Genomic DNA, 22,729 nt, shown 5'->3' with positions numbered 1-22,729 from the left:
GGAAAGAGCAAAAAATTAGCATTAATTGCAGTATGTAATAAACTATTAAAACAGGCCTTTGCAATCGCTAAATCAGGGTTAATATATGATGGGAATTATAAAAGTACTTTAGTGAAAAATTAATGAGTTTCTACTTGTTTTTCACCACAGTACTTTGTTGCCAGTAGTTTTTATTTTACTTTAATCAGAACTACATATTCTGAAATTGTTTTTATCTGTTCCGTAACAGATAAATTTTCCATTCCGTTACTATTAGGCAATTCTAGTTTTTCATCTATTGAGTCAATTAATAATTTTAAATAACTTGTCTTAATTGCATAATTTGCATTATCAGCAAGTTGTCTATTTATTCCTGAAGAAGTAACACCAACTAAATTTCCTTTTTCGTCAAATAATGGTCCTCCACTATTTCCAGGTTGTATTGGAACACTAATTTGATAAGTAGTTATATCTCCTTTAAAACCAGATTTTGAACTTATTTTGCCATCTGTGAACTTTACTTCGTTACCCATAATTTGAGTTAATGGATAACCTAAAGCAAAGACTGAAGAACCAACATCTTGACTGTCTGTATCAAAATTATAGTTTAAAGTTGATAAAGTTGAAAAATTACTATCATCAATTTTTAAAATTGCCAAGTCATTTTGTTTGTCAACACTTATAATTTCTGCATTATATTTAGATGTCCTGCCATTTTTAGAAACACTAATTTCAAATGTGTTTCCATCTTCTACTACGTGATGATTTGTAACTAAATAACCCCTTTTATCAATAAAAAAACCTGTTCCAGTACTTTTCCAATCTGATTTTGAAGTTGTATTGTCTTCATCGTATGTTGGGTAAGTTTTTATATAAATATCCTTGTCTCTGCCAGTTTCTGGTATGAAACTCATTGTGGCATCTTTAAACGTTATAATTATATCGTTGTTATAAGATTTGTTTAGCATAAACCAATTTGCTTTAAAAAGTCCAAATTGTGCAGTTTTTTGCAAAATTGCTTTTATATCTCCTTCATTCCAACTTGTGCCTTTTGCTCCATCTAAATAAATGATTTTATAGTCATTATTTTCTTTTAAAACTGCTAATTCGTATTCTAATGTAGTACCTACTTTTTCATAAATTCCTTCGATGTCTTTAGAGCCATTTTTAGTCCAGTGTTCTTTTAGTTTTTTTTCAGTCCATTCAGTATCAGGTTTTCTACTTGTGTTATTATCTAATACACCAACATCAGACATACTTAAAAATCTGTCCGACCTCAATTTTCTGTCTTTTACTGGTTTATCTAATTGGTCTAATCTAAAACCTAATACTCTTGGTGTTCTTGCTTGTGCATTAAAATGAAAAGTTTGACCTTTTCTCGGTTTTAATGTGACATCATCCCTATAATTACGACCATCAGTAACTGTTATTTTGGTTCCATTTGTGTTGAAGATTTTTAATTCCAATTTCCCACCATTCTCTAATTGAGTTAGAAATACATCATTTAAAAGTACTTTCACATTACATCCAATGCAAAATGATTTAGTTCGATAAATATTAATAGTAGCAAAATCGTTTTGCGAAAAAGCTGAATTTACAGCCAATAGTATAAGTAAAATGGATAGTGTTTTCTTCATTAATTTTTAATTTCAGTTCTTATGTTTGTTGGTTTGGTCAAATTACTGGCAACTCGTTATAAACTCATAAATATACATCTTATTCCAAAGTGGTATCGGGATAACAACAGCTTTTATTAGTTTTTAATAAGTCTTAACTTGTTAAAACATAATTATTTAGGTTGATTTCTAAATTTTAGAAAGTTAAGTTTTATTCTTTATTAAACACCAAATTGAGTTAAATGATGATCTATGTGCTTATAGAACATATTGTTCCATTCGGTCTTAGATAATTTCCCAAAAGAATGGCTTTCTTTCTGGTCAAAATAGTCGCTTCCTAATTCTTGTGTTTTAATGATATAGGCTGTTAACCTGTCTTTTTCTAGATGAAAATCTTTTTCATTGGTGATTAGAAATACTGGTGCTGTGCGACCATTTTTCTTATAGGGTTTTTCACTAACAACGGTGTTTTTTATAAATGTTTTAAGCATCCATTTCATAAACCCTTTTGGTTTCGGATGTTTATCTTCAAAATCTAATTCGTAAGTCACATTACAATGTGCTAACATTTGGTCACAAGACATTTTTCCCCAAATTGGTGATGTTGTAGGCTGTAGTTTGTTGATACGCTCTAAAACTTCAGCTGTAATGGTTTTATCAAAAATATTTTTCATGGCTGGTTTTTAATAATGGTTTTAGCTTTTGTTAAAGTCTAAATATAAGGATTATTAAATAGGTTTAATTTATGAAAACTATAGAATTAATAATGCAAATAGTCGTAAAAAAAAAGCCATTTTACAATATTGTAAAATGGCTTTAAGATTTGAAGTGGGCTTCAGTTAATTCCAACCACCACCTAAGGCTTGATAGATTTTAACGTTTGCTAAAAATTGGTCTCTTTTGGTTTCAATAATTTCTAGTTTGGAGTCTAAAGCTTCTCGTTGTGTTAATAAAACTTCGGTGTATTCTGCTCTAGCAGATTTAAAAAGTTGAATAGAAAGGTCAATAGCTTCCGTCATAGCATCTACCTGTTTGGCTTTTAAATCATAATTGGCCTTTAAATTATTGATGTCAGATAGCGTATTGGCAACTTCAATATAGCCGTTTAAGATGGCCTTTTCATATTCAAACACAGCTTGTAATTGTCTGCTGTTAGCATTATTATATTCCGCTTTAATGGCATTTCTGTTTATTAACGGACTTACCACATCTCCAACTAACGAATATAAAAGCGATTCTGGTGTATGGGTTAAATACTTCGTTTTAAACGCTTGTAAGCCTATACCAGCTTTAATACCTATGGAAGGATAGAAGTTGGCTTTGGCAATTTGGACATTCAATTTAGAAGCTTCTAATTCATATTCCGCTTGTTTAATATCGGGTCTGTTTGCTAAAAGCTGTGCAGGTAAACCAGCTTCAATACTGTCTATTGGACGATCAATAAAATCAGAGGTATCTCTATCAATAGCTTGCGGATAACGACCCAATAAGAAATTAATTGTATTCTCTGTTTCTACAATCTGTTGACGAATTTCAAATTTATTACTTTGATTTTTAAACACCTCTGCTTCAAAACGTCTCACGGCTAATTGCGTCGCTCTCGCTGCTTGTTTTTGAAGTTTTACCATCTCTAAAGCATTTTTTTGAATCTCTAAATTCTGCTCAATAATACTTAATTGATTGTCTAAGGCTAAAAGCTCGTAATAGGAATTAGCAATTTCGGAAACCATATTAGTGACCATAAAATTCTTGCCTTCAATAGTGCTTAGGTATTCTAATACAGCAGCTTTTTTACCGTTACGCAGTTTTTTCCAAACGTCGAGTTCCCATGATACATCTAAACCCACCGAAAAATCGGTTAAAGGTTCTGGGAATTCTTCTCCTTCTCTGATGTTTAACTGTTGTTCTACAGCTCCATTGCGGGTGTATTCACCTACTTTTTCAACTTCAGCACCCGCATACACATTGACAAAAGGTAGATATTCACCCTTTCTCACTTTGACTTCATTGTTAGCCATTGCAATTTGCTGAAGCATAATATGAAGTTCTTGGTTATTGGCCAAAGCCGTATCAATTAGTGCCACTAACTTTGAATCGGAAAAGAAATTCTTCCACTGTACGGTAGCCACATTTGTGGTATCTGAGGATTCATTTTGATAGTGCTCTGGGACTTCTGTATCGGCGTCTCTAATAGCCTTTTGTGTTGGTACACAAGAAAAGACTACGAGTAAGGCGAGCATACCTATAAGGTATGATTTTCTATGCATTTTTATCTTAGTCATCATTTCTGTTTTTACGAAATTTTTTCAATAGTTTTCTGAGCTTACTGATTTCTTCAGCATTGGCTACACTTTGATTCTTAGTTTCACTAGAACGCATCATCTCTTCAGAAATAGGTTCGCTGGCTTCGTCTTTAATAAGACTTTTACCGTCTGCCATTTTTGCAAAAATGTAGTACAGTCCTGGAATGATTAAGACCCCACCTAGTGTACCTATAAGCATACCACCTAAAGCAGAGCCACCAATAGTTCTATTCCCAATAGCACCAGCGCCAGAAGCAATAACTAACGGAATTAATCCGGCGATAAATGCAAAGGATGTCATTAAGATAGGTCTGAATCGTGCTCTTGAGCCTTCAATCGCAGCTTCTAAAATGGTAGCACCTTGTCTCCGTTTTTGAACAGCAAATTCCACGATTAGAACCGCGTTTTTACCGAGTAAACCAACCAGCATTATGACTCCAATTTGGGCATAAACATCATTGGCTAATCCCATCGCTTTAAGTAAAATAAAGGAACCGAAAACACCAACTGGTAAGGATAAAATAACAGCAAAAGGCAATAGGAAACTTTCGTATTGTGCTGCTAAAACAAAGTACACAAATATAAGTACGACGATAAAAATGTAAATCGATTCGTTCCCTCTTTGAGCTTCATCAAAACTTAAACCTTCCCAAGCAATATCGTAACCTCTAGGTAGTTTTGTGGCTGCGACTTCTTTTATGGCTTTAATAGCATCATCACTTGTAAATCCAGCAGCTGGTAAGCCTCTTATGGATGCTGAATTATAAAGGTTATAACGTGTAATTTCGTTAGGGCCTAACTTTTTTTCTATACTCATAAAAGCCGAATATGGGACCATTTCACCTTCTTCATTTTTTACAAATAACTTTTCGAGATCCGAAGGTAAACGCCTGTATTCTGGTGCTGCTTGCGTGTATACTTTAAAGAAACGACCAAATCGAATAAACCCTTGCTCATAAGTACTACCAATTAAAATATTGAGATTTTCCATGGCTGTACCAATAGTTACGCCTTTCTGCATCGCTATTTTATTATTGATTTTCAACTCATATTGCGGATAGTTAGCCGAGAAGAAGGTGAACAAACCTGATAATTCTTCGCGTTCCGATAAGGCTTCCATGAAGTCATTATTCACACTTTCAAAATGATGGTAATCAGTAGAGTTTGTTTTATCTAATAAACGTAAAGCAAATCCACCTGATGATCCAAAACCTGGTACCGCCGGAGGTTCAAAATATTCTATAACAGCTCCTAAGTTTTTAGTTTCTTCTTCTAACGCTTCCATGATTTCATGAACCGAGTGCTCGCGCTCTGACCAAGGTTTAAGGTTAATTAAACAGGTTCCGGCATTAGAGCCACGACCTTCAGTCATAATTTCATAACCCGCTAATGAGGATACCGATTCTACGCCGTCCATTTCCTCACAGATCTTCTGAAGGTTTTTAGCCACTTCATTGGTACGCTCTAAAGTAGCTCCAGGAGGTGTTTGAATGATGGCATAAATCATTCCTTGGTCTTCGTTAGGAATAAATCCGGCTGGTAACACTTCATTTGTAAAGAAAATTCCAATACAGAAGGCTGCTAATATACCGAAGGTGATAAAGCGTCTGGCTACGATTTTATTTAAAATCTTTACATAACGTCCTGTCAGTTTTTCGAATCCACCGTTGAACCAATCAATAAACCGATCTAATGGGGAGGTCCGTTTTTTGCCATGATTATTCTTTAATAGCATAGCACAAAGCACCGGAGTCAAAGTCAAGGCAACAATGGCAGAAATAACTATTGAGCCAGCCATAGTGATTGAGAATTGTCGGTAGAACACACCCACCGGACCCGTCATAAACGAAATAGGAATAAATACTGAGACCATTACTAAGGTAATAGCCACAATGGCTCCACCAATTTCACCTAAAACTTCCGAAGATGCTTGGTAGGGTGTGAGCTGGTGGTCTTCTTCCATTTTTACGTGGACAGCTTCAACGACCACAATAGCATTATCGACCACAATACCAATCGCTAATACTAAAGCAAATAGTGTAATAAGGTTAATGGATAAGCCAAAAATCTGCATTACAAAAAAGGCGCCGATTAAAGAAACCGGAACGGCTATAATAGGAATTAATGTTGAACGCCAATCTCCTAAAAATAAGAATACCACTATGGCAACCAAGATAAACGCATCTCTTAGTGTATGGATCACCTGATCTATTGAGGCATCTAAGAAGTTAGAGACATCATAACTAATTTGGAAATCCACTCCTGGTGGTAACTCCACTTCAAGCTCGTCGAGTTTTTCTTTTACGGCATCGATAACATCGCTACCATTACTTCCAAAAGTTTGTTTTAAGACGATTGAAGCTGAAGGTTTTCCATCTAAATTCGAATAAATATCAAAAAACTCACTTCCTAATTTTACATCAGCAATATCTGCAAGGGTTACAATTTGGCCTTCTTTGTTGGCTTTAACGATGATTTCTTCGTATTGCTCGGGCTCGTTGTAACGGTTTTGATAGGTTAGCACATACTCTAAAGATTGCGCGGTTTTACCAGAACTTCGTCCCAAACGACCAGGTCGTGCCAAAATACTTTGGTCTTCCATAGCTTCTAAAACTTCTTCAGCAGAAATGTTATAAGCACGCATACGATCTGGTTTTAACCACACACGCATGGCATATTTTCGACTTCCTAAAATTTGTGCACTGGCAATACCTTTAATACGTTGTATTTCGGGAATTATCTTAGTGTACGCATAATTGTATAGAAACTTTTCGTCGTTGTCTTTAACCGTACTCGACAGGTTAACGTACATTAACATACTCGGTTGTACGGGTGTAATAATGACACCTTCACGTTGTACCAGTTCAGGCAATAAAGGCATCACCTGGTCGACTCTGGTTTTTACCCTTACAACCGCTTCATTGGGATCGGTTCCTGGTTCAAAAATAACGCGTAATGTCCCTTCACCAGCACTTGTGGCATCTGATGCGATGTAACGCATATCTTGCACACCATTGATGGCCGTTTCTAGCGGAATTAGTGTAGAATTCACCAATACATCAGCACTAGAACCTGGATATGCAATAAAAATATTGACAGTAGTTGGTGCAATTTGCGGGAATTGCGATATAGGTAATTGCTTTATAGCTAAACCACCTATAAATATAATGATCACCGAAATGACAATAGCCAAGACGGGTCTTTTAATAAATTTTTTAAACATAATGTTTGTAGATTTGTTAGAATTACTCTGCGTAAAGCTCTAGATTAGATAATACAGTAGCAGGATCTACAGTTTTTATGTGAATTTCCTCTTGATCTCTTACCATCTTAATCCCTTCTAGTAGAATGGTTTCGGTTTCAGATAGTCCTTTGTCTACGATAAATAAGTGCGGTAATTCGGCTCCAATAGTGATTTCTCGTTGGTGTACCACATGATTTTTATCTACAACAAAAACATAAGTTTTATCTAAGATTTCAAAAGTGGCTTTTTGAGGTACGATAACAACATCTTTAAAAGGTATTGTCATAAGAATACTTCCTGTTTCTCCATGTCTTAAGATACCATCGGGATTAGGAAATGTAGCTCTAAAGGCAATATTACCAGTTTCGCTATCAAATTCTCCTTCAATGGTTTCTACAATACCTTTTTGATTAAATTGCTTGTTGTTAGCCATTAAAAGGGCAACATTTTTATTGTTTCTTTTAGCTTCACTTGTAATATAATCTAGATACTCTGCTTCAGGCACATTAAAATACACCCACATTTCACTGTTGTCTGAGAGCGTTGTTAAAAGTTCGCCTTCATCTAAAAGACTTCCTTCTCTGGCTTCTAAATGGTTAATAATACCATTAAAAGGGGCTTTAATACTGGTAAAACCTAAATGGGTTTGTGCCAAAGACACTTCAGCATTCGCTTTTTCTAAATTTGCTTGGGCCATGGCCAATTCATTCGGGGATACCACATTGCCATCGGCAAGTAGTTGTGTGTTGGCAAGTTCTATTTGTGCTACTTTAGATTCTGCTTTGGCCTTATTGAGTTCGGCTTGGTAAATATTAGGCATAATCTGAAATAACTGTTGGCCTTTCTTAACGTGTTGCCCTTCATCTACAGATATATTTTTTAAATAGCCTTTTTCTAGAGCACGGAGTTCGATGTGTCTGATGGAGTGGATTTGACTCACATAATCTTTGACAATTGTTGTGTCTTTTTTTATGGGGTTAGTTACGAGGAATGTCGATTCTTCGTGTTTTTCTTCTTTATGTTCTTCACAGCTTGCTAGAGTTATACACATACATAGGCCTGTGAAAATGGTGATTTTCTTAATGGTGTTCACTTGTAAAATTATTTTATAAAATGATAATTAATTGGTCAATCCCATTGGGAATAGGGAATGCCATTCTTTAAAGTTTTGGTCGAAAACTCTAAACCTTTAAATAAGAAACAGACCAGTTATAGTTGTTAGTCCGTTTTTAAATTATCAAATTATAAAAACTTGGAATTGTACATGAAGCCTAAGACTAGGCTCACTGAGATGACTCTGTGGGTGATATATACTTCTTTGAAGCTGTTTAGAAGACTGCTCAAATAATAAGGCATTAATAAAGGCAGTTTCTAAGTAGTTTTTGTAAAACTGTTTTTTTGAAGAGGCTTCTTCGTCTTCTACTTTATTGCTTTCAACGATTTCAACATTGTGACGATCATCTCTATCTTTATGACTCGAGTGAATCGTGGTAGTTGTAAATTGCTTCGCATAATGATGACCTACATCACAATGGTCAATAGCAGAAGCATTAGCTGTAGTATTAACAATCGCATTGGCTTGTAAATTAGCAAATGTGCTTAATAATAAAACAACAACTACAGATAAATATGTCTTGAAAGTGTTTTTCATTTCAGGGGTCAAAATTATACCATAAGATTTACATTACCAAAAGTGGACTGTTTAAATTTTAATAGCAGGATGATAAATATTTCTTAAAGACATATAATCGCAGTGGTTTAGGCCGTTTTGCGATTAGGCTTTTTCTTATATTTATGTATTAGGTATAGTCCAATCCCGAATATGCCCAAACCAAAAGAAATTAAAAACCCAAATTTTGAAAGTGATTTAGATTCCTTAAAGTCATATAGTATATTTCCGTTTATATCGGCTATTTGAAAAACGGTTGGCTTGTATTCTTCGTTTTGACTTTCTTTTATCCAAACCGTTACTGTTTTGGATTTTCTTAATTGTTTTTCTAAGGTTTCAAATCTTTTATTATAGCCACTTTGTCCTATGTTTTTCATAAGTACATAAAAACTATGGGTTGAATTGAGAGAAAACTTAAGTTCAGATTTAGTACTTTTGGATCCTCTCCAATGCTCAACTTCAGTATAAAATGTATTTAGATTTTCAACGTATCCATGGTGTTCAATTAACGAACTTTTACAGGTGAAAAGGGTTGGCGCGAAAAAGTAAAAAGCGCAAAGAATAGAAGTGATTCCTACAAACAATCCTTTTTTGGCATAATATGGTTTATTCATTTATTCAACCTAATGTTTAATTTAGCTTCCTCATAAGATTGACTATGATTCGCTATGAATTGGTACTAATTTTACATGTAATTTAGCGAATAAAAATCGATTAAAATCCGATAAGATTTTTGTGAATGTGCAAGGTTAGTCATAAACTGTATACGGTGCTATCTGCCTCTAGTTATTTTATCAGTTTTATTATATTCGGATATAGATTTTCGGTTTTTCCTTTATTCGTTTTAATGGCAAATAATATAGGCAAGATTATGTTCAAAGCGTAAAGTCCTATGAATACATAAAATAGAATTTCATAAGTTCCGTAATGCATAATTTTAAACAAGGCAAAAGCAGTTATTGAAATGAAGGTTACAACAGACCAAACTATTTGAAAATTTAAGAGATTTGCTCCGATTTGTTTTAACCCAATTATCCTATCTTTTTTGTTCATCCATAAAATAAGAGGAAGAATTATATTTCCAACAGGGATTGCCAAAAATGCTATTACTGAAAGATGAAAAATTATAAGATAACTTTTATCAGCTTGTTTTCCGTAATCTAAAATATCTTCTGCGTTTATATTGAGAACTTCACAAATTAAATTCAGAGTTTTTCCACGAGGTTCACTTTCGTTATTTTCAATTCGTTGTATTGTCCTTAAATTAACTTTTGAAGATTCAGCCAGCTCCTCTTGAGATAGTCCTTTTTTCTTTCTTAATTCCTTAATTTTTTTTCCGATTTCTTTCATAATTAATTTTGGTTTACTGTTTTGACAAAACTAGTTATGAATCTATCATTTTGATAACGGTTTGTTTACGACATTTTTACGACATTCTTGTCAATCTGCTGATTTAGCTCGGTTTCTTATAGGTGACTACGTTTTTGTGCCTATTTAAGCACGTAATTTAACAATTGAAAACCGAATAAAAAATCCGTAAAAATTTCAGTAAGTAGTTTAGAACTAGCCATAAATTACATACCGTCTTAGCAACAGTTTTTATTCACGAAAAAAGAACCAACCATCCTCAACTGTAGATTCCCAATTTTCGTTTTTAAGTTTTTTTATTTTTAAACTTTCATATATTTTCTTCGACCCATTAATTGTCATGGTATATGACTTTCCGTTGTTTTTTATATTCTTTTTATTAAGAATATAGCTCACTCTGTATGCATCTCTAGCAGCTATTTTATCAATATATGGATACAAAAACTCACTTATTGTTTTGGGACTTGAAAATTTACTTGATTTTTTAAATTCTATTTCAAAACTGCCTTCATATTTAAATTGTGGTTTATAGTCAAAAAGGAACTTTGGATTCTTTTTTTGTTCAATCAAATTCTCTTGGTATTCTTCTGGGCTTTTGAATATTATTTTTTTGTAAAAATACTGAAAAGGGAATTTTTCATTGAATTTGGTTATTTGTTCAATATCAAACTTGTAAGTATGACCGTCGTGTGTCATTACGCTTTTCTGTATTGGATTAATAGTCCAAATTCCTTCTTCTTTGAAATTTTTTACGATTGTTATTCGAAAAGAAGGACTTTCACTAGAGTTAGGAACTTCATATCCGAGTTTAAGGTTTTTGATAAAGTTTGATATTATTGCAGAATCTTCTATAATAAAATTATATTTTTCATAAGTTTTATTTTTATCGTACTGCGGATACCTTCCAATAATTTTTGTTTTAGAATCAATGGTAAGTGTATCTAACATGTTTTTTTGACCAAAAATATTGGTCGAAATCAGTATAAGTAAAACTGTCAAAATCTCTTTCATTTATCTTTTGTTTACATTGTTGCTAACGGTTTTTTGCATGGTTAGTTGCGTGGTTTAGTATGTAATTTAGCAAATAAAAACTGAATATGAAATCTGTAAATATTTTTGAAAGTAGGCTATAACTAGTAACAAACTAATATGTTGTTGTAATGCGTTTTTATTTATAATATTCTATTTGTCTTATCCACTTATATAATTCTTTACCATCTACTTTTTTAACTATTTCATTCCAATTCCCGTTGGCATCATATTTATAGTCAAATTCAACCTTATAGGTTTTTAATTCTTTAGAAGACCAATCTTCTTCTGTGTATTCTAAAAATTTTATTTTATCATTTTTATAATCATATTTTTCAACTTGTCTGGTATTTGATTCTTTTTCTGTATAATAGTATTTTTTCTTTAGCCTATTTACTTTATCATATTCATAATTTGTGTAATAAGGTCTATCGCTTGAGGAACCCGTTATTTCTTGAATCAAGTTATTATTCTTGTATTTGAAGATTGTGTGTTTGCCCAACTTGGTTCCCTTATGGTCGCCATCTGACTTTAATCCATATGTTTTTCTCTCAATCAACCTATTCGACTCGTCATATTTATTGACCAAATCTTTATAAATATTACCTATTGTATCTTGCACGCCCCAAGACCAACTTCTTTCTCCAACTTTTCTGTAGCTATTAGGGTTTTTATAAATTCGATAAAGTAATTCCCCACTATCATTATACTTGAAAATATACTCATTTATTGTTCCATATTCGTCAATCCTTTTTTGCCTAATTAATTTTCCATTTTCGTCATATCTCTTATAACGATAATTATAAAAATCTAAATCCGAATTTTGGCTTATAATGGTTTCGTGTCTATCTCTTTCATAGTAATGAGTATCAATATAAACTAAATCGTATAAGGAATCAATTTTTCTAATAAGTCTATCTTGTTTATCGTACTCATATCTGTAATAGTTTTCAAGTGAGTCTTTTTTGTCGTACCAAATATCTTCAATCAAAAGACCATTTTCATTGTAATGTCTTTTGTAGTTTAAGTAGTAACAAAAGTTGGTTGAATACCAAATACTCTTAAATCGAGAAATTGTTAATTCAGCTCCCATAAATCCTGAATGACCATAATCGTCATTGTATAGGAATTGCGGATTTTCTTTTTCTGTAAGAAATTCAACTTTTTCTCTAATCGTTTTGACTTTACCATAAATAGTATTTTTTTGTTGACCAAAAGAAATTGAAATGAATAAAAGTAGTGAAAAAGTAAAGAGATTTAATTTATTCATTAGATTTAGATTAGAGATCCCCTAAGGTTCGGTGTATGGTTTACTTCGTTTGTTCGCTGCGCTCGGGTGTTGCGTGTTAAAGCAGTGAATTTAGTAAATAAACCATAGATAGAAAGTCCGCGAGGACTTTCGTAAGTAGGCTAGAACTAGCAATAAATTATGCACATTGTTACCCAACGTTTTTATTCGGTAACGTAATTCCAATTTTCTCCTGTTTTTATTCTATGAATTTGAGTATCAGATACTCCAAAACGTTTTGCAATTATATTAATTCGAGTTCTATTATTTTTTAATTGTCGTTTGATAATCTTTACTTTTCCTGCGTTTAATTTACCAATATTTTTACTTCTTTTTTTAACAACTTCCTCCCAATTCGGATGACTGAATTGATGAAGTTCCTTTTCTCTTTTTGTTGCCCATTTTAGGTTTTCAATTTGATTGTCGGATTTGTCATAATTCAAATGAATAACACAGATTCCGTTATTTTTTTTCAGAAAATGTTCCGCAACAAGTTTGTGTACATATCTACTTGTTTGTTTTCCGTTCTTTTTTTGTTTAAGAGGCAAATTTTGATATCCGTTGATAAACGTTTCTTTTACAAGAAATTCTTCGTCAGTTTTACAATTTAAAATTCTACCATAATTAGATATTTTAAATTTTTCTTTTTCTGAAATCTTGTCGTCAAATTTAATCTCTTTCCATTTTTCTTTCCAATAATTTCGTGTCATTCTTGATTTTTTTCAAATGTTTTGTACTGAAATATGGTTACAGGTTAAAATTGAATTAAGCTGATAATTTGTATACCATATTCGGTGTTTTATAGTCTAAAGATAAATGTAATCTTATTTCGTTGTATATATTAATTGCATTTTTTGCAGCTTTGCTAGTATGACTGATGTTATCAAAGGTTTGGTCGAGGTAAAATTCATCTTTTAAGATGCCATTTACGCGTTCTGCTATGGCATTTTTGTAACAATGATTTTCTTCGGTCATACTAATATCTATCTTTTTTCTTTTAAGTATTTGAGTGTATACGTTGCTGCAATACTGTATCCCTCTGTCTGAATGATGAATAAGTCCTTTGATGTTATTGGCTTGATAAATAGCTTTATTAAGGGCTTTTACACATCCATTTAGTTCTAGGTTATCTCTTAGGTCGTAGCCTACAATTTTACGAGAATACATATCTGTAATGAGTGCTAGATAGCAGAACCCTTTTATAGCTCTGATATAGGTGATATCCGAGACCCAAACTTGATTAGGCCTAGTGACTTCTATATTTTTTGTAATGTTACTATACTTATAGAAACGATGGTAGGAGTTCGTAATTTTGGAACTAGATTTCTTTCTAAGTGTTAGCATATTGTGTTTTCTAAGTATATTAAACAAAGTATCTCTACCGACCTTTAAGTTAGCTTTGGCAAAATCGTCTTTCAATGATTTTTCAAGTTTACGTGCGTCTTCTGTGGGAAGGGATTTGCGTCTTTTTCTAACGATATCAATAATCTGTTGTTCTAGTTTTAAACGTTTATCAGCTCTGCGCTTATGCTTATAATTAGCATCACGTTTTAAGCCAAAACAATTACATATAGTAGATAAGGAAGCAAATCTCTTAGATTTTACATTGGCTTTAATTAAAGCTACGTATTTAGTTTTTTTAAAGTTGCAGTGCGGTTTTGTATCCTAGTTTTTCAGCAGCTACTTCTAGATACGATTCTTCAATCATTGCATCGAGATCCTTTTTGAGCAGAAGCTTTTTAAGCTATTCAATCTCTTTTTGTAACGTTTCAATCCGTGTAATTTCGTCTTTAGTTTCCACTTTAATTCTGGTGTTCATTAAGTCTTTACGGTTGTACTTCCTAATCCATTCATTGATGGTTGCAGGATTGGTTCCATAAGCTTTACATAGTTGACTTTTGTTTAGTTTTTAGGTTGTAAGCTCGTCTAAAATTTTCAGTTTAAAAGGTTCGGATTAGCGTCTGATTACTTTGTCATTTTTGTACATAACGTTTAAAATTATGTAGCCTTTATTCCGTACAAGTCAAAATGTGTGGTAACGGTCTCGGTTATGAGTAGTTGGGTGGGTTAACACATATCTTTTGTAAGTACACACCAAATTAAAAATTCGCGAGAATTTTCAGAAGTAGGCGAGCACAAGTAATTACCTATAGCTATTGTTGGTAGCCGTTTTTTATTTTTAATTTTCGTCAAAGTTCAATTTCTTATTTTCCATTGCCGTTTGCCAGTCATAAGGAAAAATTCCGTGTTCATTTTCTGTTATATTTACCATTATCTGACTAACTCGTTTTTTTATTCCGATTGGAAGTTCGTAATATAATTCGTCAACTTTAGTATTTCTCTCATAGTCGAGCGTTCCGTTTTGATGTCTAATTGCTCTCTTATTCCCATTATGATAAACCAATATTTTAATTCGTCCATCATTTGTTCCATTCATTCCATCTGTTCCATAAACCATTATTGGATCAATAAATCCATCACTATCGTAGTCATTTAATTCAAAATATTTTGTCCAAAAATTAATAGAGTATTCCTCCGAAACTTCATTTCCCTTTGGAAGAATAAAGTCGGTTAATTTCCATTCTTGCATAAATCGGTCACCTTTTAAATTAAAGCAAAAAGCTTTTATTGAGTCAAAACATTCTTGTCCATTATCACATTCAATTTCATTTTTGGTCATAATGAGAAAATGAGCTCCACCTTTGTCATCATATTTATAAACTCGGTATATTGAATAATCTATTTCAAGAGAAATCTTTAAACTGTCGGTAAATAAGGAATCAATCTCTTGTTCGGTTAATTGACTACTTGATATTTCCAAATTTTGACCATATCCAAATTTCGTAAGTGCAATCAACAGGAATATTATTATTTTCTTTTTCATTGTTCGTTCAAATGGCTACCGTGATTGTGTATGGTTAGTTGCGTGGTTAAGCAACTAATTGAGTAAACAAAAACGAACCAGAGAAAATTCCGAAGGAATTTTCCAAATAAGCAATGCCCCAAGCAATTAATTATACACGGTGTTAGCCAACGTTTTTATTCTTTCTTTTTTCTCTTTTTTATATAATTATTCGCAGTAAGAAATTCACAGTTCGGCATTTCCGGTTCCAATTCCTCAACGATTTTATGATTCTTAAAGATTGTCCAGTTCCCATAAAGAGAAACTTGCTTAAGATTTTCCAGATTCGCTAATTCTTTCGGTAATGATTTTATAAGATTATAATCTAATTCCAAATATTCCAATTTTTCAAGAGTCAGAAGTTCAGGTGTTAGATTTTCAATATAATTATAGTCTAAAACTGTTCCTTTTTTTCGGTCAAGATGTAAATAACCACCTCCAATATTTTTTGCCAATTTGTGAGTACTACTGTCCAAGTCTTTTTTTGGTCTCCAACCAAGTAATAAGACACGAAGATTTTTAAATTCCGAAATCTCATTCGGTATTTCTTTAAGATTTTGGCCACCTAAATCAAGTATTTTAACTTCGTTTGGGTTTTCTAGAGCAACTTCCAGCTCAGTGAATACTTTCAAATCTTTCAAATCCCCTTTTTTCCATTGCTGATTGGTTTGAGAAAAACTCAAAGTTGGAATTATTAATAGAATTATAATTAGTCGATTCATTTCAAATGTTGGCTAACTTCTTATATAAAAACAAATATAACAGTTTGTATATTGTAATTTCGGGATGATAAAACTTCTATAGTGTTTTTATGGGATTTTGTTATTGACTGCTTATTGCTTAATCGTGTCCCTGTATTCCTCAAAAAAAGCTTCAAATAAACTCATGTTTTCATTAAAGAATTCCATAACAACACGCCATGTGTTTTTGTTATGTATAGATACTTTTTGCTCTAGGGGTAAGTAAATGCGAGAAATTTCTTTACCGTTTTCTAAAAAGTATTCTTCATTGTATATAACTTCAGGTAAGTACTCGTTTGTGAGTATACCTTTTAAAGCGACGAGTTTTTCCCAGCAGTTAATTCGGTTTTCTAAATCGTCTTCTAAATCTAGAGCGATTAATGCCGATTTATTATCGAAATGAAATTTAAAAGAAAACCCTTTAATCTTGGTGTCATATAACACCCATTTTCTTGGAAATGACTTTCCAAAACTGGTCCAAAACTCTTGTCTTAATAATCTGCTTTCTTCTTTACTAAACATAGGTAAGCATTAAAATAGTCTTTTTTTTATATCATATAAGCAATCGAAATGCCTAATATGATAGCAACTAACTTAGATAAATTAAACTTATGACCTTCTCCAGATTCAAATAATATGGTTGTAGAAATATGTAAAAATATACCAATTACAACGGCATTAATGACGTCTATATAGTTAGCCGTAAAGCTAGAGTGATTAGAAATAAATGTCCCTAAAGGTGTCATCGCAGCAAAAACTATTAAGAAACCTATAATCTGTACTTTGTTATAACTAGACTTCAATAAAAAGGTCGTAATTAATATAGCAATAGGGATTTTATGAATTAAAACACCATAAACCATATCGTTATGTTGGTGAATGGGGAAGCCTTCTAAAAAGCTATGTATACAAAGACTTATAAAGAGTAACCAAGGAAACTCGGTATCCTCTTTATGGATATGGACGTGGCCATGCTCTGCTCCTTTAGAAAAGAATTCTAGAATGATTTGAAGCAAAATACCACACATTATATACAAGCCTGTAAGCTTAGCGTCTATGTGTTCGTAAACTTCTGGTAATAAATCAAAAAACGTTAAGGCTAATAGAAAGGCTCCACTAAAAGACAAAAGCAATTTAGTGTATATAGACTTTTGCTTTTTGGTAAGTAAAGCAACAACAATACCTATAATAACGGCAAGTAATGGTAACAAATAACTATTCATGCAGTTTACTTAAAAATCATAATCATGCGTTCTGATGTTTTAGCATGATATTTATGCAATTTATAATCACCAAAAACATCTAACAAATGCACTCCGGCTTTTTCAAAGAGTGTCTCAAAATCTTTTAGTGTAAAGGCTTTAACACGTTCCTGAAATTCGAAATGTTCACCATCGGCTTCAAAATTTATGTCTTTTACGATATAACCATCCTTAACTGATCGTTTTTGATGAAAATCAATACCTTCAACGGTTTTGACATCCTCAGGAATTAAATTGTCAATTACATTATTTGTATTCATAAAATCAATAACGCCAAATCCAAACTCGTTTAATTCTAACTGAATAGATTTAATAGTTTCGAGGTTACATTTCTCATCCTCAAAATAACCAAAACTGGTGAATAAATTAAAAACGGCATCGAACGTATCAGGATAAGGCTTGCTCATATCATGTACATCAAACCGTAATGTTTCATTTGCAAATTGCTTGGCATGCGCAATACTTTGTTCTGATAAATCGGCCCCTGTAACATTATAGCCTAAAGAATTTAGATATACGGAGTGTCTACCTTTTCCACATGCTAAATCTAGAATTTTGCCGTGTTCAGGAATATTGAGATAGTTGGTTAGATTATCCATGAAGTCTTGAGCCTCGGTGTAATCTCTATCTTTGTATAAGATGTGGTAGTAAGGGGTGTCAAACCACGATGCGTACCATTGTTTTGCTGCTTTACTCATGTTTGTATCCTAATAAAAGTAGGAGTCGTTTTAGTTAAAATAATTAGTTGTCATTACAAGCACGACGAACCAGAGATTCTCATTATCAATAAAAAACCGAGCGAACTTAGTCTTAAAATTTCGTAATGAGGCGTCCTATCAAAATTTTAGGATGTCATGCTGCAAAAATACTGTATTTTTGCAATCTATTTGACGGAACTTATGGAAGATAATTACAAGATGTTAGCCAAAACACTATTTGGCTTCGAAGATATTTTAGCAAAGGAACTTACACAACTCGGTGCCATGAAAGTGGAGAAAGGAATACGGAATGTAAGTTTTGAAGGTGATAAAGGTTTTATGTATAAAGCTAACCTTGGACTTAGAACTGCCATAAAAATTCTGAAACCTATTCATTCTTTTAGAGTGAACAAAGAAGAGGATCTTTACAAAAATGTAAAGAAAATGAAGTGGGAAGATTATTTAAAACCTACGGGTTCATTGGCTGTAGATGCCACAGTGCATAACAGTGTCTTTACGCATTCGTTATACACCGCTTTAAAAACTAAGGATGCCATAGTAGACAGATTTCGAGAAAATGGTGGCGTGCGTCCCGATGTGGATTTACGTTTTCCAGATTTAAAAATTAATGTACATATCGATAGACAACTTTGTACGATTTCTTTGGATACGTCTGGCGAATCATTGCATAGACGTGGTTATAAAACAGCTACTAATATTGCGCCAATAAATGAAGTTTTAGCTGCTGGTTTAATTATGATGAGTGGTTGGGATGGTCAGTCTGATTTTATGGATCCAATGTGTGGTAGTGGAACCATGTTGGCAGAAGCAGCTATGATTGCTTGTAATATTCCTCCTAACTTAATGCGAAAGGAATTTGGCTTTGAACGTTGGGAAGACTGGGATGTTGATTTATTCGAAAAAATTGAAGAATCCTTATTGAAGAAAACACGCGATTTTCATCATAAAATAATGGGTTATGATAAATCTCCTTCGGCAATTGTTAAAGCGAAAGAGAATATTAAAAATGCACATTTAGATGAGTTTGTGCATATTCAGCATGAAGATTTCTTCAAAACTCAAAAATCGGGTGATGAAAAATTGCATATGGTTTTTAATCCACCATATGGTGAACGTTTAGAGAATTTAAATGTAGAAGAGTTTTACGGTAATATTGGCTCAACGTTAAAACATGGCTATCCAAATACCAATGCCTGGTTAATTACCTCTAACCTCGAGGCTTTAAAATTTGTGGGATTAAGACCCTCTAGAAAGATAAAAGTCTTTAATGCGAAGCTTGAAGCGCGTTTGGTGAAGTACGAAATGTATGAGGGGAGTAAAAAGACTAAGAAGCAGTAAATTAATGGTTAGTTGGCAGTGTTGGGTTTACAGTTTTTAGTCGCAGTCACAGGTTAGGTAATTCGCATTTGCTTATTGTCTATAGATACGCCTTATCGCCTTATGGCGCTGCGAAATAATTATCTTAATCACGAACACAATGCTGCGCCTATGAGTATTTAATGTTCTAATTCTTCTAATTGCAAATTATAATCATACTGTAAATCTTCGTGCAACACTTTAATCTTTTTCTTAACAGAAAGAACCTGGCGTTCATAAAGATTACTCAATGTCACATTTCTATGAATAGAGGGTTTTAATTCATTCATTTGCTCACAAAAGTAGAGTAGGAGTTCCACTTCTGTAGTTTTTTTTAATGAATAACGGCTATACACACGAATCTCTCTAAGGATCTTCCGTATTGTTTTCTTCATATAGAAATAACTATCCGTATTAATACCTTCAAACAGAGTATCTAAACTCGCCTTTACGCTTGTGATATAGCCATCCTCATCATGAGATTCAAATAATAGATAGGTAAGTAGTGCCTTGTTTTCTTTTTTGAATTTACCTAAGCGCAAACAAAGTTCTAATAGCTCCTCTTGAGAAAGGTGTTTTAGTTCTTTTTTAATGGTAACGATCGATTCAATCTTCATGCTATAAATTTAAGACTTTTCGTTGTAGTTGTACATGAAACCAATGTAAAACTAAAAGCAGCTAATTATATAAGATAATTAACTGCTTTTTTATGTTTTGTACGATTAAAATTGTTTCTATCGTAATTTTGGATAGTCAGCAGGACTCAACTCGTGCATTACGTCATAAATCGCTTCAAAAATATCTTCGGCAGACGGTTTCGAAAAATAGTCGCCATCAGTACCGTAAGCTGGGCGGTGTGGTTTTGCAGCTAATGTTTTGGGTGTGCTATCTAAATACTGAAATGCACCTTGCGTATTTAAAATTTCGTTGAGAATATAAGCCGAAGCACCACCTTTTACATCTTCATCAATCACCATAACACGGTTGGTTTTGGCAATACTTTTTACGATATCGTGATTTATATCAAAAGGTAACAGCGATTGTATATCTATAATTTCTGCATCAATACCAACTACTTGCAATTCTTTTGCAGCTTTTTCTACCAAACGTAATGTTGAACCGTAAGATATAAGTGTAATGTCGTCACCTTCTCTAATAGTTTCTACAACTCCGATTGGTGTTTTGAAGTTACCTATGTTATTTGGTAATTTTTCTTTTAATCGGTAACCATTTAAGCACTCTACAACTAAAGCAGGTTCATCGCTTTCTAATAACGTATTATAAAAACCAGCAGCTTTAGTCATGTTTCTTGGTACTAAAACATGAATACCTCTTATTAGATTAAGAACACCTCCCATTTGTGAGCCAGAATGCCAAATACCTTCTAGTCTATGACCACGGGTTCTTACAATTAAAGGGGCTTTTTGGCGTCCTTTAGTTCTGTATTGAACTGTAGCTAAATCATCGCTCATAATTTGAAGGGCGTACATTATGTAATCCAAATACTGAATCTCTGCAATAGGTCTTAAACCACGCATAGCCATTCCTATACCCTGACCTATAATCGTCGCTTCTCTAATCCCCGTATCTGAGACTCTAAGTTCTCCATGTTTTTCTTGAAGTCCTTCTAAACCTTGATTAACATCACCAATATAACCAGCATCTTCTCCAAAAATTAAAGCTTCTGGGTAATTACTTAATATAGCATCGAAATTTTCTCGTAAAACCACACGTCCATCAACTTCTTCAGCATTGACATCATAAGTTGGAAGAATTTCAGCTTGGTTAAAAGCACTTTGTTGTGATTCGCTGTGTAAATGCGAACTGTATTTAGGTTGAATGGTATTAATATAATTTGTAATCCAATTTTGAAGCGCTATTTTTTCTGAAGATGATTCAGAAACAACATATCGTAATGCTTTTCTAGTCGCTGTAAGTATATTGCGTCGTAGAGGTTCGTCAAAACCTTCTAATTCGTTTTTTAGCTTAGTAATAAATACTCCATTCGAACTTGATGCAGCTAACTGTTCTAACAACACAAGTGCCTCTTTGCGTTCAGCTATAATGGGGTTTATACAAGCTCCCCAAGCTGCTTTTTTACCTTCTCTAACGGCTTTCTTAATTGTGCGTTCTACAGCTGTTAGTTCTTCGTCTGTAGCAATATTGTTTTCAATAATCCAAAGACGCATCTGCACATTACAATCGTATTCTGCCTCCCATGCTAAACGTTCTTTATTTTTATAACGTTCATGAGATCCAGAAGTAGAATGGCCTTGCGGTTGTGTTAATTCTTGAACGTGTATCATTACAGGTACATGTTCGTTCCTCGAAATCTTAGCAGCACGTTGATACGTATCGATTAATTGCGGATAATTCCAACCGTCAACTCTAAAAATTTCGTAACCTTTTTGGTCTTCTTCACGCTGAAAACCTTTTAATATCTCTGAAATATTTTCTTTGGTTGTTTGATGCCTGGCATGCACAGAAATTCCGTAATTATCATCCCAGATACTAATTACCATTGGTACCTGTAAGACACCTGCAGCATTAATGGTTTCAAAAAACAGGCCTTCACTTGTACTCGCATTACCAATGGTTCCCCATGCAATTTCGTTTCCTTCATTTGAAAACAATGTAGTATCAATGCCTTTAACTTCTCGATAAATTTTAGAAGCTTGTGCTAGACCTAAAAGTCTAGGCATTTGTCCTGCGGTTGGAGAAATATCTGAACTAGAATTTTTTTGTTCCGTCAGGTTTTTCCACTGACCATTTTCGTCTAAGCTATGCGTTGCAAAGTGACCTCCCATTTGGCGCCCAGCAGACATCGGTTCTTCTTTTATATCTGTATTAGCGTATAGACCTGCAAAAAATTGCTCTATGGTCAGTTCGCCGATAGCCATCATAAAGGTTTGATCTCTATAATACCCAGATCTAAAATCTCCATTTTTAAAGGCTTTTGCCCAAGCGATTTGAGGGATTTCTTTTCCATCACCAAAAATACCAAACTTGGCTTTTCCAGTTAAAACTTCTCTACGACCAAGCAAACTACATTCTCGGCTGGTTACAGCAAGTTTATAGTCGTTTAAAACTTCGGTTTTAAAATCGTCAAAAGTAATTTCTGTTTTGGTGTTGGGATCCGTCTTCATGTAGTCACTGTTTAAGTCTTGCGAAAGTACAAAATTTTAAAATTTTATGCAACAGTGAGCAGCGTTATAGTTTTGTGATATTCTCAACGAAATCGCTTTATTGCTGAT

The 22,729-nt window shown here is 33.3% G+C and carries 20 protein-coding genes and 1 pseudogene; 2 read left to right on the top strand and 19 right to left on the bottom strand.

Annotation, left to right across the window (positions count from 1 at the left end; genetic code table 11):
• Positions 1-123: pseudogene (locus HM986_RS17780) on the top strand (IS110 family transposase); the annotation flags it as partial.
• Positions 124-170: 47 nt separating this feature from the next.
• On the opposite strand, the gene HM986_RS16510 reads toward HM986_RS17780, so the two are convergent.
• The 17 genes from HM986_RS16510 to HM986_RS16430 all read right to left on the bottom strand — a co-directional run bounded on the left by HM986_RS16510 (position 171) and on the right by HM986_RS16430 (position 18,098).
• Positions 171-1,616, bottom strand: coding sequence for a S1C family serine protease (locus tag HM986_RS16510; protein ID WP_179336148.1), 1,446 nt, complete (start codon positions 1,614-1,616; stop codon positions 171-173).
• Between the two features lie 200 nt (positions 1,617-1,816).
• Positions 1,817-2,269 carry a DUF1569 domain-containing protein gene (locus HM986_RS16505; protein WP_179336147.1) on the bottom strand — a complete coding sequence of 151 codons (453 nt, stop codon included), beginning with the start codon at positions 2,267-2,269 and terminating at the stop codon, positions 1,817-1,819.
• 165 nt (positions 2,270-2,434) lie between these two features.
• Complete coding sequence (locus HM986_RS16500; RefSeq protein WP_218841452.1) at positions 2,435-3,880, bottom strand: TolC family protein; 1,446 nt, start codon at positions 3,878-3,880, stop codon at positions 2,435-2,437.
• Complete coding sequence (locus HM986_RS16495; RefSeq protein WP_179336145.1) at positions 3,870-7,121, bottom strand: efflux RND transporter permease subunit; 3,252 nt, start codon at positions 7,119-7,121, stop codon at positions 3,870-3,872. Before HM986_RS16495 ends, HM986_RS16500 begins: the two co-directional genes overlap by 11 nt.
• A gap of 22 nt (positions 7,122-7,143) precedes the next feature.
• Positions 7,144-8,193 carry an efflux RND transporter periplasmic adaptor subunit gene (locus HM986_RS16490; protein WP_218841451.1) on the bottom strand — a complete coding sequence of 350 codons (1,050 nt, stop codon included), beginning with the start codon at positions 8,191-8,193 and terminating at the stop codon, positions 7,144-7,146.
• Between the two features lie 186 nt (positions 8,194-8,379).
• Entirely contained in the window at positions 8,380-8,793 is a 414-nt protein-coding gene (locus HM986_RS16485; RefSeq protein WP_179336144.1) for a hypothetical protein, read from the bottom strand.
• Positions 8,794-8,900: 107 nt separating this feature from the next.
• Positions 8,901-9,425: a hypothetical protein gene (locus tag HM986_RS16480; RefSeq protein WP_179336143.1), complete on the bottom strand. Its 525-nt coding sequence runs from the start codon at positions 9,423-9,425 to the stop codon at positions 8,901-8,903.
• Positions 9,426-9,597: 172 nt separating this feature from the next.
• Positions 9,598-10,161 carry a helix-turn-helix domain-containing protein gene (locus HM986_RS16475; RefSeq protein WP_179336142.1) on the bottom strand — a complete coding sequence of 188 codons (564 nt, stop codon included), beginning with the start codon at positions 10,159-10,161 and terminating at the stop codon, positions 9,598-9,600.
• Between the two features lie 249 nt (positions 10,162-10,410).
• The gene (locus tag HM986_RS16470) at positions 10,411-11,190 is read right to left on the bottom strand and encodes a hypothetical protein (RefSeq protein ID WP_179336141.1); all 780 of its coding nucleotides are present in this window, start codon (positions 11,188-11,190) and stop codon (positions 10,411-10,413) included.
• Between the two features lie 157 nt (positions 11,191-11,347).
• Complete coding sequence (locus HM986_RS16465; protein ID WP_179336140.1) at positions 11,348-12,478, bottom strand: hypothetical protein; 1,131 nt, start codon at positions 12,476-12,478, stop codon at positions 11,348-11,350.
• A gap of 182 nt (positions 12,479-12,660) precedes the next feature.
• Positions 12,661-13,206, bottom strand: a complete 546-nt coding sequence (locus HM986_RS16460; protein ID WP_179336139.1) for an HNH endonuclease — start codon at positions 13,204-13,206, stop codon at positions 12,661-12,663.
• 55 nt (positions 13,207-13,261) lie between these two features.
• Positions 13,262-14,068 carry an IS3 family transposase gene (locus tag HM986_RS16455; RefSeq protein ID WP_394354229.1) on the bottom strand — a complete coding sequence of 269 codons (807 nt, stop codon included), beginning with the start codon at positions 14,066-14,068 and terminating at the stop codon, positions 13,262-13,264.
• Positions 14,069-14,675: 607 nt separating this feature from the next.
• Positions 14,676-15,380 (bottom strand): M949_RS01915 family surface polysaccharide biosynthesis protein, encoded by a 705-nt coding sequence (locus HM986_RS16450; RefSeq protein WP_179336138.1) that lies wholly within the window; start codon positions 15,378-15,380, stop codon positions 14,676-14,678.
• A 155-nt stretch (positions 15,381-15,535) separates the two neighbouring features.
• Positions 15,536-16,120: a leucine-rich repeat domain-containing protein gene (locus tag HM986_RS16445; protein WP_179336137.1), complete on the bottom strand. Its 585-nt coding sequence runs from the start codon at positions 16,118-16,120 to the stop codon at positions 15,536-15,538.
• Positions 16,121-16,231: 111 nt separating this feature from the next.
• Complete coding sequence (locus HM986_RS16440) at positions 16,232-16,660, bottom strand: DUF4268 domain-containing protein (RefSeq protein WP_179336136.1); 429 nt, start codon at positions 16,658-16,660, stop codon at positions 16,232-16,234.
• Positions 16,661-16,686: 26 nt separating this feature from the next.
• On the bottom strand, positions 16,687-17,361 hold the full coding sequence (locus HM986_RS16435; protein WP_179336135.1) for a ZIP family metal transporter: 675 nt from the start codon (positions 17,359-17,361) through the stop codon (positions 16,687-16,689).
• 5 nt (positions 17,362-17,366) lie between these two features.
• On the bottom strand, positions 17,367-18,098 hold the full coding sequence (locus HM986_RS16430; protein ID WP_179336134.1) for a class I SAM-dependent methyltransferase: 732 nt from the start codon (positions 18,096-18,098) through the stop codon (positions 17,367-17,369).
• A gap of 201 nt (positions 18,099-18,299) precedes the next feature.
• Here HM986_RS16430 and HM986_RS16425 point away from each other — a divergent pair, with 201 nt between their 5' ends.
• Positions 18,300-19,457: a THUMP domain-containing class I SAM-dependent RNA methyltransferase gene (locus HM986_RS16425; protein WP_179336133.1), complete on the top strand. Its 1,158-nt coding sequence runs from the start codon at positions 18,300-18,302 to the stop codon at positions 19,455-19,457.
• 158 nt (positions 19,458-19,615) lie between these two features.
• On the opposite strand, the gene HM986_RS16420 is transcribed toward HM986_RS16425, so the two are convergent.
• Together HM986_RS16420 and HM986_RS16415 are read right to left on the bottom strand one after the other, a co-directional pair.
• Positions 19,616-20,092: a hypothetical protein gene (locus HM986_RS16420; protein WP_179336132.1), complete on the bottom strand. Its 477-nt coding sequence runs from the start codon at positions 20,090-20,092 to the stop codon at positions 19,616-19,618.
• 117 nt (positions 20,093-20,209) lie between these two features.
• Positions 20,210-22,621, bottom strand: coding sequence for an alpha-ketoacid dehydrogenase subunit alpha/beta (locus tag HM986_RS16415; RefSeq protein WP_179336131.1), 2,412 nt, complete (start codon positions 22,619-22,621; stop codon positions 20,210-20,212).
• Positions 22,622-22,729: the final 108 nt, after the last annotated feature.

This window comes from Winogradskyella costae, assembly GCF_013403865.1.
Taxonomy (GTDB): Bacteria; Bacteroidota; Bacteroidia; order Flavobacteriales; family Flavobacteriaceae; genus Winogradskyella; species Winogradskyella costae.
Note: the sequence above shows the minus strand (reverse complement) of the source record. Positions and strands in the feature narration are given on the sequence as shown.

What these genes read in the sequence shown, in the direction of transcription:
- HM986_RS16435 (WP_179336135.1), bottom strand. Translation starts at nt 17,361, where the DNA reads ATGAATAGTTATTTGTTACCATTACTTGCCGTTATTATAGGTATTGTT.
- HM986_RS16430 (WP_179336134.1), bottom strand. Translation starts at nt 18,098, where the DNA reads ATGAGTAAAGCAGCAAAACAATGGTACGCATCGTGGTTTGACACCCCT.
- HM986_RS16480 (WP_179336143.1), bottom strand. Translation starts at nt 9,425, where the DNA reads ATGAATAAACCATATTATGCCAAAAAAGGATTGTTTGTAGGAATCACT.
- HM986_RS16440 (WP_179336136.1), bottom strand. Translation starts at nt 16,660, where the DNA reads ATGTTTAGTAAAGAAGAAAGCAGATTATTAAGACAAGAGTTTTGGACC.
- HM986_RS16465 (WP_179336140.1), bottom strand. Translation starts at nt 12,478, where the DNA reads ATGAATAAATTAAATCTCTTTACTTTTTCACTACTTTTATTCATTTCA.
- HM986_RS16460 (WP_179336139.1), bottom strand. Translation starts at nt 13,206, where the DNA reads ATGACACGAAATTATTGGAAAGAAAAATGGAAAGAGATTAAATTTGAC.
- HM986_RS16415 (WP_179336131.1), bottom strand. Translation starts at nt 22,621, where the DNA reads ATGAAGACGGATCCCAACACCAAAACAGAAATTACTTTTGACGATTTT.
- HM986_RS16420 (WP_179336132.1), bottom strand. Translation starts at nt 20,092, where the DNA reads ATGAAGATTGAATCGATCGTTACCATTAAAAAAGAACTAAAACACCTT.
- HM986_RS16475 (WP_179336142.1), bottom strand. Translation starts at nt 10,161, where the DNA reads ATGAAAGAAATCGGAAAAAAAATTAAGGAATTAAGAAAGAAAAAAGGA.
- HM986_RS16495 (WP_179336145.1), bottom strand. Translation starts at nt 7,121, where the DNA reads ATGTTTAAAAAATTTATTAAAAGACCCGTCTTGGCTATTGTCATTTCG.
- HM986_RS16445 (WP_179336137.1), bottom strand. Translation starts at nt 16,120, where the DNA reads ATGAATCGACTAATTATAATTCTATTAATAATTCCAACTTTGAGTTTT.
- HM986_RS16425 (WP_179336133.1), top strand. Translation starts at nt 18,300, where the DNA reads ATGGAAGATAATTACAAGATGTTAGCCAAAACACTATTTGGCTTCGAA.
- HM986_RS16470 (WP_179336141.1), bottom strand. Translation starts at nt 11,190, where the DNA reads ATGAAAGAGATTTTGACAGTTTTACTTATACTGATTTCGACCAATATT.
- HM986_RS16485 (WP_179336144.1), bottom strand. Translation starts at nt 8,793, where the DNA reads ATGAAAAACACTTTCAAGACATATTTATCTGTAGTTGTTGTTTTATTA.
- HM986_RS16510 (WP_179336148.1), bottom strand. Translation starts at nt 1,616, where the DNA reads ATGAAGAAAACACTATCCATTTTACTTATACTATTGGCTGTAAATTCA.
- HM986_RS16490 (WP_218841451.1), bottom strand. Translation starts at nt 8,193, where the DNA reads ATGTGTATAACTCTAGCAAGCTGTGAAGAACATAAAGAAGAAAAACAC.
- HM986_RS16505 (WP_179336147.1), bottom strand. Translation starts at nt 2,269, where the DNA reads ATGAAAAATATTTTTGATAAAACCATTACAGCTGAAGTTTTAGAGCGT.
- HM986_RS16450 (WP_179336138.1), bottom strand. Translation starts at nt 15,380, where the DNA reads ATGAAAAAGAAAATAATAATATTCCTGTTGATTGCACTTACGAAATTT.
- HM986_RS16500 (WP_218841452.1), bottom strand. Translation starts at nt 3,880, where the DNA reads ATGATGACTAAGATAAAAATGCATAGAAAATCATACCTTATAGGTATG.